This is a genomic window from Ruegeria sp. H8, from assembly GCF_056532905.1.
Genome location: NZ_JBQFNY010000019.1, coordinates 1 through 16,945, shown reverse-complemented (window position 1 = coordinate 16,945; position 16,945 = coordinate 1). Strand labels below are relative to the sequence as shown.

The following is a 16,945-nucleotide window of genomic DNA, read 5'->3' as shown; positions in this document are numbered from 1 at the left end:
TACAAACAGTCAACTGGACTGTTTGCTTAACGATCAAACCTCGTCAGGCTCATAACCTGAAGGTCAGAGGTTCAAATCCTACTCCCGCAACTAATTCTTAAAGCCACCGTTGGATCCCCCAACAGTCCCTTAGACCGTTTGATCCAAAACTAATCCTCAATTGGCTAATAGACTCGAATTGGTTGAACGGTTGGTAGGCATCGATGAGTCAATTCCTATTTGGACCTGCCCACCGAGCGGAAACAAGGCTCTAAGCGACGGATTTAACTTCATTCGACTTTCGGTGTCAAAGAACTTTGCTTCCAACTCACATGAACTAACAGTAGAAATCACTGCTCAACTCGGTCTCGGCGAAGCGGCTTGCCGGGCTCGAAAATTGCAAAATTTTTCGAAAAACCTTAAACTCATCAGATTAAGGTCAAAAGTCATTTCCGGTTTTTGACAGCAAAGTCATACGAATACAGAAAATTCTCGGCTGAAATTTATTTCGTGGAGCCAAAAATATGACTGGAAAAAACACCTTTTTTGACTTGCACACCCACCTGTTCACGGCGCGATATTTGCCGTTGCACAGTATCTTCTACTTGTTCTTTTCACAGTATTGGCTTTCGCTTGGATTGGCCGTTCTGGCGCTTAGTGTGACCCGCATGAGCGACTTCAGCAGACCCGCGACGGAAGAACCTGATCAGGACGATTTGATCGACGCATTGCTCAATCACGATGTGGACCAGTTTATGCGGGCCATTGCACATCCGGTTCGTGAGAAGATCAGAGAGTTTCAATCGACACCCAACCCCAGCCACCGGGATTGGAAGGACATAGAGGACCTGATCCGAGCCCTGAACGATATTGATCGTGATATCAACTATTCAAGGGCGGGAGACCTCCCAATAGGTGTTCAGCTTGTGGGCGGTGGCAGAATTTCTGACAGGTCCGCTTTTGGAGACAGTGGCACGGACCCTGATTTGCTGGATCGGTTTATGGCCGAGGCCTTCAGGGTCGCTGGTCAAAAAGCGGCAGAAAGCGATTTCTTTCATGAAGCTGAACACATGCGCTCAGGTGGGTTGTACAAACCTGGCTCTGATGCAGGCTTTCGTGCCGCAGGCATTCCAACCGATCAAATCGGTAGCATCTTTCAGTTGCTTGAATTCATTGTCATCATGACCTTGTCCGAGCGAAACCGGTTCAAAGCGCTCAAGAGGGATTTCAAGAAGAATGGTCAGCCGAGTGACCCAGAAGCCAGCCTTTTCGTGGGCGTCCTGCTGGATATGCACCGCGCCTTCGAAAAACTCAAGAAGCCTGGGATGCTTGGGTTCTTACCGCCGTATTTTGACTTCACCGAACAAATGGACCGGATGCAGTTGCTCGCGGCTGAGAACCCGAATGAATTGATCAATTTTGGTGCGGTTGACCCGTTTCGAGGCGGGAACTGGAAACAGATCGTCGATTCAGGCGTTGCACTCGGAATAACGGGCTACAAAATCTATCCGCCCTTGGGGATCCGCCCGATCGATATGCGCGGCTACCAGACCCCGGTCGCCTCTGGGCGAAGTCTGGACAAGTACAGAAAAAAAGCATCGAACCCTGCGCCCTACCCGATGGCACAGGCCAAGATGGGTGACATCATTCGCCATTTCTCCAGCCGCAACCTACGTTTGTTTGCCCATTGCAACCCGATGGGGTTTCAGGTGGAGGAAGGATACGGCATCTACTCCGATCCAGAGTTATGGAAGCACGCGATGGAGACCCACAATGCCCGGAACCTTTGGTTGTTCCTGGCTCATGGTGGCGGCGCAAAAGAAGTAGATTGGATGGGTTGGGCAGCAGATAACACCCATTTCAAGCAAACATTTGCCTATCGTGCTATTCGCTTGGTTGAGGAATTCGACAATGTCTATCTTGGCTTGGGTCATATTTTGGGAATTCTGGATCCACAGATCAAGCCAAAGATTTTCCATCGGCTAAAATCAGTACTCGTGAGCAACAGCACCCCGGGCGCACCGCACCATTTTCGGGACAAAGTGTGTTTTGGAACGGATTGGGCGATGCCTCTGATGGTCGGCAGAACCCGTGAATACCTGATCGAATTTGACACGTTCTTCAGCGATCCACAGATCAGTCCTTTTGCACCTGACTTTTTTGAAGGAAATGCAAAAAGATTCCTGGGTATTTGATGGATTTCCAGGCTGAGAGTGCCTGACCGGCGCCCAAGACAACCTGAATTTCCGATGGTCCTGTTTCACACGGACTCCCAATACCTGAGGCGATCTCTGAATAATATATTGTGCATTGTAAATACATGTTATGTTGGTTGGGGGGTATTTTTATGAGTCGTATTTTGGAAGAGTCCTATAGGGCTTACGAACCTCGTCCTTTTACTGCGGATCAGCGCAAGGATGTCACCCTGTTGTTTGGTGGGGTCACATGGCGCGCCGAAAAACTGCTGGAAGGCCTGTTCAAAAGTGCGGGTTACAATGCGCAGCGCCTGCCTGATGTGACAGTTGAAGACTTGTACCTGGGACGTGAACTGGCGGATGTCGGACAGTGCTGCCCAACCGCATTCACAACGGGCAACTTGTCGAGTTTTCTCAGAAACGAAGCCGAGGCTATCGGTGCTGACGAAGTGGCCGAAAAATATGTTTATGTGACCGCCGGAGCCTGCGGGGCCTGCCGTTTCGGTCAATATCACCAAAGCTATGAGCTTGCGCTGAAGAATCTGGGGCTCGAGGCGTTCAGGATGTTTCTGGTTCAGCAGCATGAAATCGATCAGTCGAAAGGCAAAGACGCCGGTTTGCAGACTGATATTCACCTGCTGCTGAGCACGGCCTTGGGCATGATGGCAGCGGATGCCATTCAGGATCTGGAATACCAGCTGCGGCCCTATGAGCTAGAGCAAGGCGCGACCAACCGGGCGGCGCAGAAGGCGGTTTCCGAGATATACGACGCCATGTTGAGCAGGCCGAAGCAAATGCCGAAATGGGGATCGGTCCTGTGGCATTCGACGACCCGACGCTTTCTGAAGGCCATGCGGCGTGCGCGCGGTCATTTTGAAGACATCCAGCTTGATCGATTGAGGGTCAAGCCGATGGTCAAGATCACCGGCGAGTTCTATCTGGCCACCGCCGAAGGGGTGCAGAACTACAATATGCACAAATGGCTTGAAGGCGAAGGCGCCGAAGTTCAGCCGGCACCGATGGTTGTATGGTTCGATTACCTGATGCGGTATGGCGGACAAAAGCTCAAGCTGGGCTTCGGGATTAAAGACAAAGCGCGTCAGAACTATGCTCTGTTGAAACTTGGGCAGCGCTTTTTCAGGTTTAAATACGATCAGATGCGCCGGATGCTTGGGAGTGTTCCCCGTCCGATGCCCGATCAGGACAAGCTGCGGAAACTGGCGGCTCCTTTTTTTGACAACATGATCAACGGGGGTGAGGGTGATTTGCTGATCGCCAAGGCGATCTGGGCGCATACCCAGCGAAAGGCACATATGATTTGCGAGCTGTCGCCCTATGGCTGCCTTCCCAACACTATGAGCATCGGCGCAATGGCGGCCGTACAGGGCCGGTATCCCGACATGCTGTATGCCCCAATCGAAGTAAAAGGGGACAGCGACGTACATGCTTTGTCGCGGTGCCAGATGGTGCTGGCGGACGCCAAGATCCGCGCGCAGGAGGAATTTGAATCTGCTCTTGCCGCCGCCGGGTTGACAGCGGACGAGGCCAGAAGGCGCGCCAAAGAGCATCCCAAGGTCAACACGCCATTTTGGAAAGTTCCCCATCGTGGCGCCGTGGGTACCGCATCCAATGTCGTGCTTGAGCTGGGAAATGCCACGTTGTGAAATTTGCTGGGGTAGATATTGGATCGACAACTGTAAAAGGCGTCGTGGTAGAAGATGGCGAAGTCATCTGGAAAGCCTATGGTCGTCACAAAACACGCCAGGCCGAGAAAACCCTTGAACTGCTGTCGCAGATGGAGCTGGAGGCCGGCCTGACCGCCGGTCGCGATGTTGTAACGTTTACAGGATCCGGGGCTGGGACACTGGCAGATCATGTGAACGCGCGGCAAATCCAGGAAGTTGTCGCCGTCGCCGCCGCCGTCGAAGCGTTGCATCCGGATGTGCATTTCGTGTCTGAAATTGGCGGTGAAGACATGAAGACGTTGTTCTTCACGCCAACCTCCGCAGGAAAGGCCAAACAGGTCTATATGCAATCAGCCTGCAGCGGCGGTACGGGCACCTTTATCGAAAAGTCCGCACGAAAACTGAACATTTCCCCGGACGAACTGACCACTCTGCCATTCGATGGTCAAACCCTTCATCGGATCAGCGCCAAATGCGGGATCTTTGCAGAGACTGACGCAAACAGTCTGGTCAAGGCCGGAGTTCCCAAGACCGAAATCATCGCAAGCTTGTTTGACGCGGTCGTGCGGCAGAACCTGGCGACTTTGACAAAAGGCAACACCCCCACACCATCAGTGCTTTTGCTGGGCGGACCGAACATGTTCTTTCAAGGTCTTCAGCAGGCATGGGCAAGCCATTTGGCCGCGCTCTGGGACGAGCGCGATGTCGTATTGAAAGCAGGACAAAGCGTCACCGATGCAATCCTGGTTCCCGGCGATGCCTTGTACTATGCAAGCCTTGGTTGTGTCGAGATCTCTCGTCGGGAACAAAATGTATCCCGGGCCTATTCCGGCACGGATGGCCTGAAATGGTGGGTGGAAACAGGCCAGCACGGTGAAAAGGCCAAGACAGGGCAGGAGGCCTTGGCCCGGAACGGTGAACTCGTCCGGTTCCTAGAGGATTTTTCCCAACCCGTGATCCAGATACCCCAGCCCGTTGCGGCCGAGACATATTATGTCGGGTGCGATTTCGGTAGCACCACGGTCAAGGCGGTGGCGTTGGACCGCGACGCGGAAATCAAGGCTTCGGTCTATCAGCACAGTCAGGGAAACCCGATCGAAGATGCCAAGTCCGTTTTCCGCAAGTTGCGTGACGCAGGGATCGAGGATATCGGCGCTCTTGGCCTGACGGGGTACGGGAAAGATCTGCTGAAGGATATTTTGGGGGCGGACGTGCCAGTGGTTGAGACTGTCGCACATGCGGCTGCTGCCATGCACATACATCCCGATGCAGACGCGATATGCGATGTCGGTGGGACCGATGTCAAAATCATGCTGTTGCGGCAGAAAGCGGTCGTCGATTTTCGGCTCAATTCCCAATGTTCTTCCGGCAATGGGGCGTTTCTTCAAGGCGTTGCCGAACGCTATGATGTCCGGCTGGAGGACTATGCCGAAAAAGCCTTCAGCGCCAAGCGGATGCCGAAACTGATGATGGGGTGCGGCGTGTTCCTTCAGTCCGACATCGTGAACCAGCAACGCAAAGGGTGGGCGGCAGAAGAAATCATGGCAAGCCTTGCTGCGGTCCTGCCTCTGAATGTTTGGGTCTATGCCGGGCAGTTTCAGAACCTCAAGGCCATCGGCAGGAAGTTTGTCCTGCAAGGTGGAACACATCGAAACCTGGCCGTCGTCAAAGCCCAGATCGATTTCATCAGGGGTAAAATTCCTGACGCGGAAATTACCGTGCACCCTCATGCTGGCGAGGCTGGCGCGTTGGGCGCCGCCCTTCTTGCGCTTGAACATGTGAACACCGGGCAAACGTCCCGGTTCGTCGGGCACGACCGCGTCGAAGAGTTGGAATATGTCAGTACAACCAACAGCAAAACCACCTGCAAGTGGTGTGCGATGAACTGTAGCCGGGCCTTTGTGGATGTTCAGATCCCCGGCGGTCGTGGCCGGGCAAACAGCAAGGTTCCTCTGGCGGAAGGGTGGGAGCGGGTGATTACCGGCAATTCTTGCTCGAAAGGGTTGATTGAAGACGCAGCCGAGATGAAAGCGCGAAAAAAGCAAATCGACGAGGAAGCGAATGCCAATCCAAATATTGCAGAAAGCGTTCGCGAAGGCGCCTTTCGCTAAGTCCAAACCACCCAAGCGGGATCTTCGGATCGGCATCCCTCGGGTCCTGAACCAGTGGTCGACGCACAGGTTTTGGACGACATTGTTCGTTGAACTGGGAATAGGTCGCCGCAATATCGTCTATTCGTCGGACACGTCGGAAGCACAGCAGCTGAAATTCGGAAAAGGGCGTGGTGCTGTTGATTGCTGTTACCCCGTCAAGTGCATGTCTGGCCACTATGGTGAATTGCTGGACGGGCAAAAGCGCCCCATTGATATCCTGTTCGTTCCCATAATCCTGACTGTCCCATCCTTTTTGCGGGGTCATGTCCGGGAAAACATGGCCTGCCCACGCGTCATTGCCGGCCCCGAAAGTACTCGAGCTGGATTTCGGCGGGAAAAGGACGTGTTCAAGGAACTGGGCGTATATTATCTTTCGCCGGCCGTGTCCCTGGCAGACCCACAAATTGCGACCCGGCAGTTGTACGACGCCCTCAAGGGCGTAATCACCGACTTGCGCTTGGCTGAACTGCGCGCTGCGGTTGCCAAAGCCTATGACGCCCTTCAAGAGTTTGATCAGAGTCTGCGGCGGCAAAGTCTGGCGGTACTGTCCGAATGCGCCACACAACATCGACCTTGCATCCTGGCCTTGGGCCGCCCGTACCACATGGACACCGGAATTGGCCACGCCATCGAAAGTGAGTTGCAGGCCTTTGGTTATCCGATCCTCTGGGGTCAGTACCTGCCATTGGACGCAGAGATACTGGATTGGTTATACGGCGATCTGATCAAAGCTGGCCGAATTCAAAGCCCTTTTGACATTTCGGATATTTGGAAAACATCCCACAGTGCAAACACAAACGAACTTCTGTGGGCTGCACGCTATGGATCTATTATGCCGTGGATAACCTGTTCAATCAGGTTTTCCAGCTATGAATGCGGAATGGACCAGCCGACATATTCACCAGTCCAGGAAATTACCGAAGCGCTTGGAACGCTTTTCTTCGTGTTTCAGGATCTCGATGAGACGAAACCTGCCGGATCTGTTCGAATTCGCGTGGAAACCATTGCTTACTATCTGGAACAGAAATCACCGAAAATCATTCAGAGCAAACTGGAGGCCCTGAAAACTGCACCACCTGAATTGCTGTTGCCAACTTGATCCAATGGCCTGTTTTCAGGGCAGTACGGCACCCGTTTGCGGGCGCGAGGCCAAAAGCGGTTCAGGCTGTGTTGGCGTCGCGACGCGAAAGTAGCTTCTGAACAAACAACCTGGGGCTTATCGACTAAGATGGGGATTTGGGGGATATTTCGCATAGAGTTGGCGCGGGGGCGATGCTTTGCTGAAACACATTGTGGACTCTGAAAATCCGATCGACGATGGAAAAATAAGACGAAAGATGCAGGTTGTTAACGTTGCTGCCTTTATTGCGTCGCTTGGGTTCGGTTTCACAGCTTTCTACCAGTTCCAACTTGGGCCAGACTGGAGATATCTCGCATGGGTAAACTTTGGTCTTGGCTTCGCGGCGCTTTTGACGATGACGCTGGACCGCTTCGGCCTTGAGGTCAAAGTCGCTTATTTTACAGTGTGGTTGTTCCTGTTTCTGGCCCATGACATCAGCGTCGGCAAAAACGGTGAAGATCATCTGGTCTTGCTTGTCGGCCCGCCCTTGCTTTTTTATTTTCTAGGGGCCGCATATTGGCGTTGGATCACTTTGATAACGATCCTCAGCGCAGCTTTGTTTATTTATATATCGCTTGTCGTTCCTTTGCACATACCGCCCGGCGAAACGATTTGGGATATTATTGCGCAGTCATATCGGGACGGATTTGTAAGGCAACCTCAAGATGTTATTTTCATTGTGCTGATTTTGGGAATCGTCTCGGCGCTTTTTTTTACCTCCTATTCTGCAAATGCCGCAATAGATCGTTACGAAGACGCTTTGGAAAAGGAATTTGCTGTTTCCGAGCGGTTGATAAATGTTCTGCTGCCTTCACGTATTGCCAAGCGCATCAAAGCACATCCGGACAGGCTAATTGCTGAAAGAATTGATGACGCCACAATTCTGTTTTCTGATTTGTCTGGATTTTCTGAATTCGCGGCCGCCAATGGGGCAAGGGCGACGGTCAAATTGCTGGGCTCCGTATTCTCAGCATTCGATGAACTGGTTTTGAGCTACAAGCTGGAGAAAATCAAAACCATCGGTGACAGTTACATGGTTGCAGGTGGTCTGGACCCCTCGGTCAAAGAGAGGCAACCGGATTCTGTTCGCATGGCGGCGTTGGCGATTGATATGATTGCGACGGTCGAGCGGGTGACAGACAATCTGCATCCAAAGGTGTCCCTGCGGGTCGGAATTCACAAAGGCCCGGTAATCGCAGGTGTAATCGGCGGCGACAAACCGTTTTTTGACGTTTGGGGTGATACAGTCAACATCGCTTCAAGAATGGAAAGCACCGGAGAGCCCGGGCGCGTTCAAATCTCACCCGAAGTAAGAGACGAGATAGCCGAATATGTGGACTGCGAGAGACGAGAGGTTATCAATATCAAGGGAAATGGCGAAATCCAACCGTATTGGCTGCTGAAAGTCCACGACAAACCTGTGACTTCACACTCGTCCGAGCGGCTCATCAAAGGCTGAAAACCTTATCTTCTCGGTGAAACGTCCCAAGGTCAGTGCGGGTTCAATCAGTGACTGGAATGGGACGAACCTGGGTCAGCTGAAACAACGGACCGCTCGGAGGTAGCTGCGAGCCGCAGCCGGATGGCCTGTTGAGACGGTGAGAGCATGCCCTTGAAACCAGACCTTTTTTTAAAAACGAGCCGCCGGTTGGTGATCCCGGCGGCCCGGACTTGAAGCATTACAGTGAAACTGGGACAGCCGTAGTCAGCGGTTTTAAGCGGCGATTTCCTGCTCGGATGCGCTGAGCGAGATGACAAGCACCACGGCCGCACCGTTCAACCAGTAAAACACCGCATCCAGTCCTGAGAACCCCAGAACGCTGGGTGCAAACAGGAAGGTGATGCCGACAACCAAGTCTACGGCCAGATGGAACTTGTAGGGAAGGACCCGCCAAATCCCAAGGTGGTGGTCCGTCAGTACCGTCAGAACAAACGCAGCAAAACCGGTGACAACCGACAGCCACAGGGCCAGTGGATTGGATTGGCCCAATCCCAACAGGAACGGCAACGTCATGAGGGCAATGGCGACAGGGTAGTCGAGGTAAGCATGGACAGAGCGGGTAACGAAACGCAAGGACATCTGATCTTCCTTTTCTCAATAAATGATAAAGGGAAGGTAGGACGCCCAAGCCGAACGCTGAATTCCTGATCGTTTCTGATACTATGCAGATCGTTCAGAAAACCTGGGGGGTCAATGCATCGCCCGGTACGCAGCCGGTGATAGCCCAACCTGTTTCTTGAACACGCGTGAGAATGCCGCTTCGGAGGCATACCCAACCTCGGCCGCTGCATCTGCCACGTTCCATCGTGCCTCGGTCAGGCCGTGGCATGCGATCTGCATCCGCCAATCCGTGAGGTACTGCATCGGTGTAGTACCCATCTTTTCAGCGAAAAGCTGAGCAAAGGCAGTGCGCGACATACCCGCCACACGTGCCAAAGACGCGACGCTCCAGTCCTTGGCCGGGGCCTGATGGAACGCGGTCAAGGCCCGCGAGATGCGCTGATCAGCAAATCCTGCCAATGCGGAATCCTGCGGGCTCTGACGCTCCAGATAGGCCCGGATCGCCTGAGCGAACAGGGCCTCGGACAGTTTCAGCGCGATCAGGTCGCCACCGATTCTTGCGCCTGAAACCTCAGAGCCGATCATGCGCAGGGTGGCTTCCATCCACGATCCGGCCTCTTCGCCATAATTCTCGATCAGGATATAGGGCGGCAGGCGGTCGATCAGCATATGCCCGGTGCCGTTTCGGCCGGCCGGGCCCGAAAAAGAGAAATGACCGCAGATCAGCTGTGTATCCCGTTCCTCGTCATCACCGCCATAGACCAGCACGCCTTCGCCCGTGTAACCCGCGTGCTCCAGCACCTGCTCCAGGGGCAATGCGTCCAACGGCTTGACTTCGGCACAGAGCAATGCGTGCGGCGCCCCATGGGGGATCAGGATCAGGTCTCCCTGCCTCAACCGCAGGGTTTCCCCCGTGGTCGAGACATGAACCTTGAGCTCACCACGCTGCACAAAATGAAACCGCGCCACGTTTTCGAACCCCGGCACCTGAATTCCGAAGGGCGGAGTGAATGACGTGCGGAAGTAAAATGTACCGCGCAGGGAAAGGCGGGTGAGAATATCGCTGAGAAGGTCCAACATGTGCCGAAGATACGCAATCTGTGCAATCCGTCCAGATGGCCGAACGGTTTGCACAAAAATTTGCACGTTTGGCAACAAAAAGCCCCCGACAAAGCGGGGGCAATAGCTTACGAGCGAACCAGTTTCTCGTAGTCTTCGGCGATTTGGCGGGTCAGGTCGCCGACCTCGAATGTATATTCGCCGATCTGTCCGACAGGCGTGACCTCGGCCGCGGTACCGGTCAGCCAGCACTGTTCGAAGTCAGCCATTTCTTCGGGCTTGATGCGGCGCTCATGCACGGTGATGCCCTTGTCTTTCAGCATCTGGATCACCGTCTGGCGGGTGATGCCGTTCAGGAAGCAGTCTGCCAGCGGGGTGTGCACCTCGCCATCCTTGACGAAAAACACGTTTGCGCCGGTGGCCTCGGCGACATAACCGCGCCAGTCCATGAACAATGCGTCCGAGCATCCTTTGGCCTCGGCCTTGTGCTTGGAAATGGTGCAAATCATGTAAAGACCCGCCGCCTTGGCATGGACCGGAATGGTTTCCGGGCTGGGGCGTTTCCATTCGGCGATGTCCAGCTTGGCGCCCTGCATCTTGGCATCGCCGTAATAGGCGCCCCAAGGCCAGACTGCGATGGCCATGCGCACCGGATTGCGCGCCGAGGCCACGCCCATATCCTCGCCCGAGCCACGCCAGACCAGCGCCCGCACATACGCGTCCTGCAAACCGCTGGCTTTCAGCGCTTCTTCCTTGGCGGCTTCGATTTCATCAACCGAATAAGGCATCGGCATGTCCAGCGCTTCGGCCGAGGCAATCAGACGCTGGGAATGTTCGCGGCTTTTGAAGATCTTGCCGTTGTATGCGCGCTCGCCTTCGAATACCGATGACGCATAGTGCATTGCGTGGGTCAGAATGTGCACATTGGCCTCACGCCAGGGCACCAGCTTGCCATCCATCCAAATGGTGCCATCACGATCATCATACCCCGCCATGCGAAACCTCCTGAACCGGGTTGAGTTTTCGATTGTTGCGCGATTTAGGTCCGGTGCGGACATAATATTGCGCAAAAACTGCAATTCGATACCGCTCTACTCTTGGAATGTCAATAACGCTGACATAAACTCGGCCCGGTAGTAACGAATGAGGCATGATATGTCCGACATCCGCCCGGCCCCGCGTTATGGGGGCGAGAGCCTTTTGTTTTTGACCGATGAGCAATTGAGGCAGGGGATCGAGGCCATGTTCTTCGCCTATCGTGGCTTTACGGCTGATCCCGACCGCATCCTCGCAGAGATGGCCTATGGCCGCGCCCACCATCGGGCAATCCACTTCATCAACCGCGCGCCGGGCACGACGGTCAACAATTTGTTGGCCATCCTTGGCGTAACAAAACAGTCTCTGAACAGGGTTTTGCGAACCTTGATCGAGGATGGTTTGGTGGAAAGCCGCGTGGGTACAGTGGACAAACGAGAACGCCACCTATTTCTGACAGAAAAGGGGCAGTCGCTGGAAACCACGTTGTCGGATGCTCAGCGGGCAAGAATGCGCGCCGCTTACAAGGATGCCGGTCCCGAAGCCGTGGCCGGTTTTCGCAAAGTGCTTGAAGCAATGATGGATGCTGATATGCGTCATGCCTATACGAAACTTCGGGATACGACCACATGAGCGATATGGATGCCCATCTGCTGATTGTTGACGACGACGAGCGCATTCGTGATCTGCTCAAGAAGTTTTTGATGCGAAACGGGTTTCTGGTTACTGCGGCACGGGATGCGGCCCACGCGCGGCGCGTATTGTCGGGGTTGGATTTCGACATGATCGTCATGGACGTGATGATGCCGGGCGAGGATGGTGTCAGTCTGACCCGCGCTTTGCGGGAAACGCATACGACGCCGATCCTGCTGCTGACAGCAAAGGGCGAGACGGAACACCGGATCGCGGGCCTCGAGGCTGGGGCGGATGACTACCTGGCAAAACCCTTCGAGCCGAAAGAACTGCTGTTGCGGATCAACGCGATCCTGCGCCGGATGCCGGAAACACCGGCAGAAGAAACCACCGCGAAGATCCTGAACCTCGGGCCCATCCGCTATGACATTGAACGCGGTGAGATGTGGCAGGGCGAAGACCCGGTCCGTCTGACCGCAACCGAAAGCCAGTTGATGAAGATATTTTCGGCCCAGCCCGGAGAGCCGATCAGCCGCACCAAGCTGGTCGAGGATCTGGGGCGCGACAAAGGTCAGGCGCAGGAGCGCGCGGTTGATGTGCAGATCACGCGCCTTCGACGCAAAATCGAACAGGACCCCAAGCAGCCACGCTATTTGCAGACTGTGCGGGGCGCAGGGTATATGCTTGCGCCGGATTGAGATGCCGCTGCGCGGCGTTTTTTGACCTTCGGCGAGGATATTTGTAGTCAGATGAAGATGGGATCCCAATGACAACCGCCCTTTTGACCCACGCCGATTGTCTGGGCCATGTGACACCTGACGGGCACCCGGAGCGGGTGGCGCGGCTGGAGCATATTCTGCATGCATTGGAAGAGCTGGAGCTGAAGCGGGTGACGGCTCCGCTGGCTGCGGATGACGATCTTCTGCGCATTCACCCCGAGAGCTATGTTCGCGACATTCGGGCCGCGCGCCCTGCGGACGGGTTCGCACAGATCGACGGGGATACGTTCCTGTCTCCGGGATCGGTGGACGCAGCTTACCGCGCGGCGGGTGCGGTGGTGCGGGCCGTTGATCTGGTTTTGAGCGGTGAAGCCTCGAACGCATTCTGTGCCATTCGCCCGCCGGGGCACCACGCGGAATTCGAAACGGCCATGGGCTTTTGCCTGTTTGGAAATGCAGCATTGGCGGCGAAACACGCGCTGGACCATCACGGTTTGAAACGTGTGGCCGTGGTCGACTTTGACGTGCATCACGGCAATGGAACCCAGGACCTGTTGTGGGATGAAGCGCGGGCATTGGTGATAACCAGCCAGCAGATGCCTTTGTGGCCCGGATCGGGCCGGCCCGAGGAAACGGGTGCTCATGACACAATTCTCAACATCCCTCTGGCGCCCGGCAGTGGCGGCGCCGAGATGCGTGCCGCCTATGAAACGAAGGCCTTTCCGCGCTTGCGGGCCTTCAGGCCTGAACTGATTATCATTTCCGCAGGGTTCGACGCCCATCAGGACGACCCGCTGGCCAATCTGAACTGGGCCACTGATGACTTCGCCTGGATCACCGCCGAGCTGTGCAGGATTGCCGACGAGGTTTGCGACGGTCGTATCGTCTCGACTCTGGAAGGCGGGTATGATCTGAACGCACTGGCCCAGGCCACACGCGCCCATGTGGAAGAATTGATAAAGGCAGCCCGATGACCCAGACTCCCGTAGACCAGATGACATTCGAACAGGCGATGAAAGAGCTTGAAGCCGTAGTCGGCCAGCTGGAACGTGGTGATGTCGCGCTGGATCAATCAATTGCGCTGTATGAACGCGGCGCGGCGCTGAAAAAGCGGTGCGAGGAGGAGTTGAAGCGCGCGGAAGAAAAAGTCGCGGCGATCACTCTGGACGCCAGTGGTCAGCCGACCGGTACGACGCCTGTCGAAGGTATGTGAATGTTCCCCGAAAGACTTGCGCAGGATGCTGCCAGCATTCAAAGCCATTTTGATCTGGTTTTGGGCGCGTTTGCAGACGTGGATGTCACCCGGGCCATGGCATATGCCACCCGAGGCGGAAAGCGGTTGCGCGGGTTTCTGGCATTGGAAAGTGCCCGCCTGCATGGTGTTGAGGAAGACCGGGCGATCTGGCCGGCCACGGCCACAGAGGCGCTGCACGCTTATTCCCTGGTGCATGACGACCTGCCCTGCATGGATGACGATGACCTGCGCCGCGGGCGGCCCACCGTTCACGTAGAGTGGGATGAAGGCACGGCTGTTCTGGCCGGGGATGCCCTTCAGACGCTTGCTTTTGAACTTTGCACCTGTTCGCAGGTTGGGTCCGCAGACATTCGCACAGACCTTGCCCTGACCCTGGCCAAAGCCAGCGGCGCACAAGGTATGGTGCTGGGACAGGCGCTGGACATTGCCGCGGAAACGGTCGCCGAACCGCTGTCGCTGGACGAAATCACGCGTCTTCAGGCCGGAAAAACAGGCGCCCTGATCGAGTGGTCTGCCTGCGTTGGCGCCGTTATGGCCCGATCCGATCCTGACCCGTTGCGCCGATATGCCCGGGCAATGGGTCTTGCTTTTCAGATCGCAGATGACATCCTTGATATTGAAGGCGATGCCCAAAAGGCGGGCAAGCGATTGCAAAAAGATACTGAGGCAGGGAAAGCCACTTTTGTTTCGCTTTTGGGTCTGCCCGCTGCCAAAGCCCGCGCAAGTGAGCTGGTGGAACAGGCCTGCGCCGCTTTGGACGGGTTTGGTCCGAAGGCGGAAACCTTGAAGGAAGCCGCCCGCTTCGTTATTGCCCGGGACAGCTAAGCTAGGAACGCGCCACATGTCTGACCGCCCCAATACGCCCCTGCTGGATCTTGTGAACCGCCCTGCGGATCTCAAGCAGTTCTCGGACGCGCAACTGCACCAGGTCGCACAGGAGTTGCGGGCCGAAACAATTTCGGCGGTTGCCGTGACCGGCGGGCATCTGGGGGCCGGCTTGGGGGTTGTTGAACTGACCACCGCGTTGCACGCCGTTTTTGATACGCCCCGAGACAAGATCATCTGGGATGTGGGTCATCAGTGTTATCCGCACAAAATCCTGACCGAACGACGTGATCGCATCCGCACATTGCGCATGAAGGATGGCCTCAGCGGCTTCACGAAGCGCAGCGAAAGCCCCTATGACCCATTTGGCGCTGCGCATTCCAGCACGTCGATCAGCGCTGCTTTGGGTTTTGCAGTCGCACGGGATCTGGGTGGTGTAACGCCCGAAGGGCTGGGCGACGCAATTGCGGTGATTGGCGATGGGTCGATGTCTGCGGGCATGGCCTTTGAGGCGATGAACAATGCAGGCCACCTGAAAAAGCGTTTGATCGTCATTCTGAACGACAACGAGATGAGCATCGCGCCGCCAGTTGGTGCGTTGTCCAGCTATTTGTCGCGTATCTATTCCGAAGAACCGTTTCACGATCTGAAAGCTGCTGCAAAAGGCGCTGTCTCATTGCTCCCCGAGCCATTCCGGGAGGGCGCCAAGCGCGCCAAGGAGATGCTGAAAGGCATGGCGGTGGGCGGCACGCTGTTCGAAGAGCTTGGGTTTTCCTATCTCGGCCCGATAGATGGCCATGACATGGACCAGCTGCTGCCTGTTCTGCGTACGGTCAAATCACGGGCAACCGGGCCGATTCTGATCCATGTATTGACGAAAAAAGGCAAGGGGTATGCCCCCGCCGAACAGGCCCGCGACAAAGGCCATGCCACGGCCAAGTTCGATGTGGTTACAGGGGAGCAAAAGAAGGCGCCTTCAAACGCGCCCTCTTATACGTCTGTATTTGGCAAGGCGCTGGTGGATGAGGCCGCGCGTGACGACAAGATCGTCGCCGTGACCGCTGCCATGCCCGACGGAACTGGCCTAAACCTGTTCGCCGAGCGCTATCCGTCACGTTGCTTTGATGTGGCGATTGCCGAACAGCACGGCGTGACGTTTTCGGCGGCGCTTGCCGCAGGAGGAATGAAGCCGTTCTGCGCAATGTATTCGACCTTTCTCCAGCGTGGTTACGACCAGGTGGTCCATGACGTGGCGATTCAGCGCCTGCCCGTACGTTTTGCAATCGACCGGGCAGGTTTGGTCGGGGCTGACGGCGCCACCCATGCGGGGTCGTTCGACATTGCCTATTTGGCCAACCTGCCCGGTATGGTCGTCATGGCTGCCGCAGACGAGGCCGAGCTGATGCACATGGTGGCGACCGCCGCTGCGCATGACGAAGGCCCCATTGCGTTCCGCTATCCGCGCGGCGAAGGTGTCGGGGTGGACTTGCCCGAACGCGGCGAGGTTCTGGAAATCGGCAAGGGCCGCGTTATCCGGGAAGGTGCGCGGGTGGCTTTGCTTTCATTCGGTACACGTCTGGCAGAGGTTCAGAAGGCGGCGGAATCCCTTTCAGCCAAAGGCATAACGCCCACGATTGCCGATGCTCGTTTTGCCAAACCTCTTGACCGTGACCTGATCCTGGATCTGGTATCCCGCCACGAGGCGTTGATCACCATAGAAGAAGGGGCCGTTGGCGGTTTTGGCAGCCATGTCGCTCAACTTTTGGCGGATGAAGGTGTATTTGATCGGGGGCTGAAATATCGCTCGATGGTTTTGCCTGATATCTTCATCGATCAAGCCAGCCCCGCGGACATGTATGCGGTGGCCGGCATGAATGCCGAGCATATCGAAGCAAAAGTTCTGGACGTTCTGGGTGTCGCCTCGATCGGAGAGAAACGCGCTTAGCGCGCCTGTCGGCAGGGCAGCGGACGTTGCGAGGGCCGAAATCCGTTTGACTTGGATTTATCTGGTGCCGCTGAGGGAAATCCAAAACCAAAATCTTGGAGCACCACGGAACACTCATGTTTTCTGACCATATCTAAAATACGTTTCTATGCTTCACGCTATTCCGTTCTGCACCACTATACCCCATAGCTAGGCTCAGGATGCATTGATTTTAGCTGCGCTGCGTGACTCACGGCTCCCAGAACGGAGCGGAGACATGAGCGATCTTTATTGACGAACC

The 16,945-nt window shown here is 55.6% G+C and carries 14 protein-coding genes; 11 read left to right on the top strand and 3 right to left on the bottom strand.

What is annotated here, in order from left to right:
* Window positions 1-503: 503 nt before the first annotated feature.
* The 5 genes from ACR0A2_RS22085 to ACR0A2_RS22065 all read left to right on the top strand — a co-directional run bounded on the left by ACR0A2_RS22085 (window position 504) and on the right by ACR0A2_RS22065 (window position 8,591).
* On the top strand, window positions 504-2,174 hold the full coding sequence (locus ACR0A2_RS22085) for an amidohydrolase family protein (RefSeq protein WP_480837365.1): 1,671 nt from the start codon (window positions 504-506) through the stop codon (window positions 2,172-2,174).
* Window positions 2,175-2,326: 152 nt separating this feature from the next.
* Complete coding sequence (locus tag ACR0A2_RS22080; protein ID WP_480837363.1) at window positions 2,327-3,838, top strand: hypothetical protein; 1,512 nt, start codon at window positions 2,327-2,329, stop codon at window positions 3,836-3,838.
* On the top strand, window positions 3,835-5,970 hold the full coding sequence (locus tag ACR0A2_RS22075) for a BadF/BadG/BcrA/BcrD ATPase family protein (protein ID WP_480837361.1): 2,136 nt from the start codon (window positions 3,835-3,837) through the stop codon (window positions 5,968-5,970). The genes ACR0A2_RS22080 and ACR0A2_RS22075 overlap by 4 nt, the downstream gene beginning before the upstream one ends.
* Window positions 5,921-7,111, top strand: a complete 1,191-nt coding sequence (locus ACR0A2_RS22070) for an acyl-CoA dehydratase activase-related protein (RefSeq protein ID WP_480837359.1) — start codon at window positions 5,921-5,923, stop codon at window positions 7,109-7,111. The genes ACR0A2_RS22075 and ACR0A2_RS22070 overlap by 50 nt, the downstream gene beginning before the upstream one ends.
* A gap of 178 nt (window positions 7,112-7,289) precedes the next feature.
* Window positions 7,290-8,591: an adenylate/guanylate cyclase domain-containing protein gene (locus tag ACR0A2_RS22065; RefSeq protein ID WP_171230797.1), complete on the top strand. Its 1,302-nt coding sequence runs from the start codon at window positions 7,290-7,292 to the stop codon at window positions 8,589-8,591.
* A gap of 255 nt (window positions 8,592-8,846) precedes the next feature.
* On the opposite strand, the gene ACR0A2_RS22060 is transcribed toward ACR0A2_RS22065, so the two are convergent.
* The 3 genes from ACR0A2_RS22060 to ACR0A2_RS22050 all read right to left on the bottom strand — a co-directional run bounded on the left by ACR0A2_RS22060 (window position 8,847) and on the right by ACR0A2_RS22050 (window position 11,248).
* A complete protein-coding gene (locus tag ACR0A2_RS22060) occupies window positions 8,847-9,212 on the bottom strand; it encodes a hypothetical protein (RefSeq protein ID WP_480837357.1) in 366 nt (121 codons plus the stop codon).
* A gap of 111 nt (window positions 9,213-9,323) precedes the next feature.
* A complete protein-coding gene (locus tag ACR0A2_RS22055) occupies window positions 9,324-10,274 on the bottom strand; it encodes an AraC family transcriptional regulator (protein ID WP_480837355.1) in 951 nt (316 codons plus the stop codon).
* A 107-nt stretch (window positions 10,275-10,381) separates the two neighbouring features.
* Window positions 10,382-11,248, bottom strand: a complete 867-nt coding sequence (locus tag ACR0A2_RS22050) for a branched-chain amino acid aminotransferase (protein WP_152459689.1) — start codon at window positions 11,246-11,248, stop codon at window positions 10,382-10,384.
* A gap of 160 nt (window positions 11,249-11,408) precedes the next feature.
* Here ACR0A2_RS22050 and ACR0A2_RS22045 point away from each other — a divergent pair, with 160 nt between their 5' ends.
* The 6 genes from ACR0A2_RS22045 to dxs all read left to right on the top strand — a co-directional run bounded on the left by ACR0A2_RS22045 (window position 11,409) and on the right by dxs (window position 16,665).
* The gene (locus ACR0A2_RS22045) at window positions 11,409-11,921 is read left to right on the top strand and encodes a MarR family winged helix-turn-helix transcriptional regulator (RefSeq protein WP_152459690.1); all 513 of its coding nucleotides are present in this window, start codon (window positions 11,409-11,411) and stop codon (window positions 11,919-11,921) included.
* A complete protein-coding gene (locus ACR0A2_RS22040) occupies window positions 11,918-12,619 on the top strand; it encodes a response regulator (RefSeq protein ID WP_480448253.1) in 702 nt (233 codons plus the stop codon). The genes ACR0A2_RS22045 and ACR0A2_RS22040 overlap by 4 nt, the downstream gene beginning before the upstream one ends.
* Window positions 12,620-12,687: 68 nt before the next feature.
* Complete coding sequence (locus tag ACR0A2_RS22035) at window positions 12,688-13,614, top strand: histone deacetylase family protein (protein WP_480837352.1); 927 nt, start codon at window positions 12,688-12,690, stop codon at window positions 13,612-13,614.
* A complete protein-coding gene (locus ACR0A2_RS22030) occupies window positions 13,611-13,853 on the top strand; it encodes an exodeoxyribonuclease VII small subunit (RefSeq protein WP_152459693.1) in 243 nt (80 codons plus the stop codon). Before ACR0A2_RS22035 ends, ACR0A2_RS22030 begins: the two co-directional genes overlap by 4 nt.
* Window positions 13,854-14,720, top strand: coding sequence for a polyprenyl synthetase family protein (locus tag ACR0A2_RS22025; RefSeq protein WP_480837350.1), 867 nt, complete (start codon window positions 13,854-13,856; stop codon window positions 14,718-14,720).
* Window positions 14,721-14,736: 16 nt separating this feature from the next.
* On the top strand, window positions 14,737-16,665 hold the full coding sequence (gene dxs, locus ACR0A2_RS22020; protein WP_480837348.1) for a 1-deoxy-D-xylulose-5-phosphate synthase: 1,929 nt from the start codon (window positions 14,737-14,739) through the stop codon (window positions 16,663-16,665).
* Window positions 16,666-16,945 lie beyond the last annotated feature (280 nt).

Bases quoted from the DNA above. Each gene is read 5' to 3' on its own strand.
- ACR0A2_RS22085 (WP_480837365.1), top strand. From the start codon at position 504: ATGACTGGAAAAAACACCTTTTTTGACTTGCACACCCACCTGTTCACG.
- ACR0A2_RS22080 (WP_480837363.1), top strand. From the start codon at position 2,327: ATGAGTCGTATTTTGGAAGAGTCCTATAGGGCTTACGAACCTCGTCCT.
- ACR0A2_RS22070 (WP_480837359.1), top strand. From the start codon at position 5,921: ATGCCAATCCAAATATTGCAGAAAGCGTTCGCGAAGGCGCCTTTCGCT.
- ACR0A2_RS22060 (WP_480837357.1), bottom strand. From the start codon at position 9,212: ATGTCCTTGCGTTTCGTTACCCGCTCTGTCCATGCTTACCTCGACTAC.
- ACR0A2_RS22055 (WP_480837355.1), bottom strand. From the start codon at position 10,274: ATGTTGGACCTTCTCAGCGATATTCTCACCCGCCTTTCCCTGCGCGGT.
- ACR0A2_RS22050 (WP_152459689.1), bottom strand. From the start codon at position 11,248: ATGGCGGGGTATGATGATCGTGATGGCACCATTTGGATGGATGGCAAG.
- ACR0A2_RS22045 (WP_152459690.1), top strand. From the start codon at position 11,409: ATGTCCGACATCCGCCCGGCCCCGCGTTATGGGGGCGAGAGCCTTTTG.
- ACR0A2_RS22040 (WP_480448253.1), top strand. From the start codon at position 11,918: ATGAGCGATATGGATGCCCATCTGCTGATTGTTGACGACGACGAGCGC.
- ACR0A2_RS22035 (WP_480837352.1), top strand. From the start codon at position 12,688: ATGACAACCGCCCTTTTGACCCACGCCGATTGTCTGGGCCATGTGACA.
- ACR0A2_RS22030 (WP_152459693.1), top strand. From the start codon at position 13,611: ATGACCCAGACTCCCGTAGACCAGATGACATTCGAACAGGCGATGAAA.
- ACR0A2_RS22025 (WP_480837350.1), top strand. From the start codon at position 13,854: ATGTTCCCCGAAAGACTTGCGCAGGATGCTGCCAGCATTCAAAGCCAT.
- dxs (WP_480837348.1), top strand. From the start codon at position 14,737: ATGTCTGACCGCCCCAATACGCCCCTGCTGGATCTTGTGAACCGCCCT.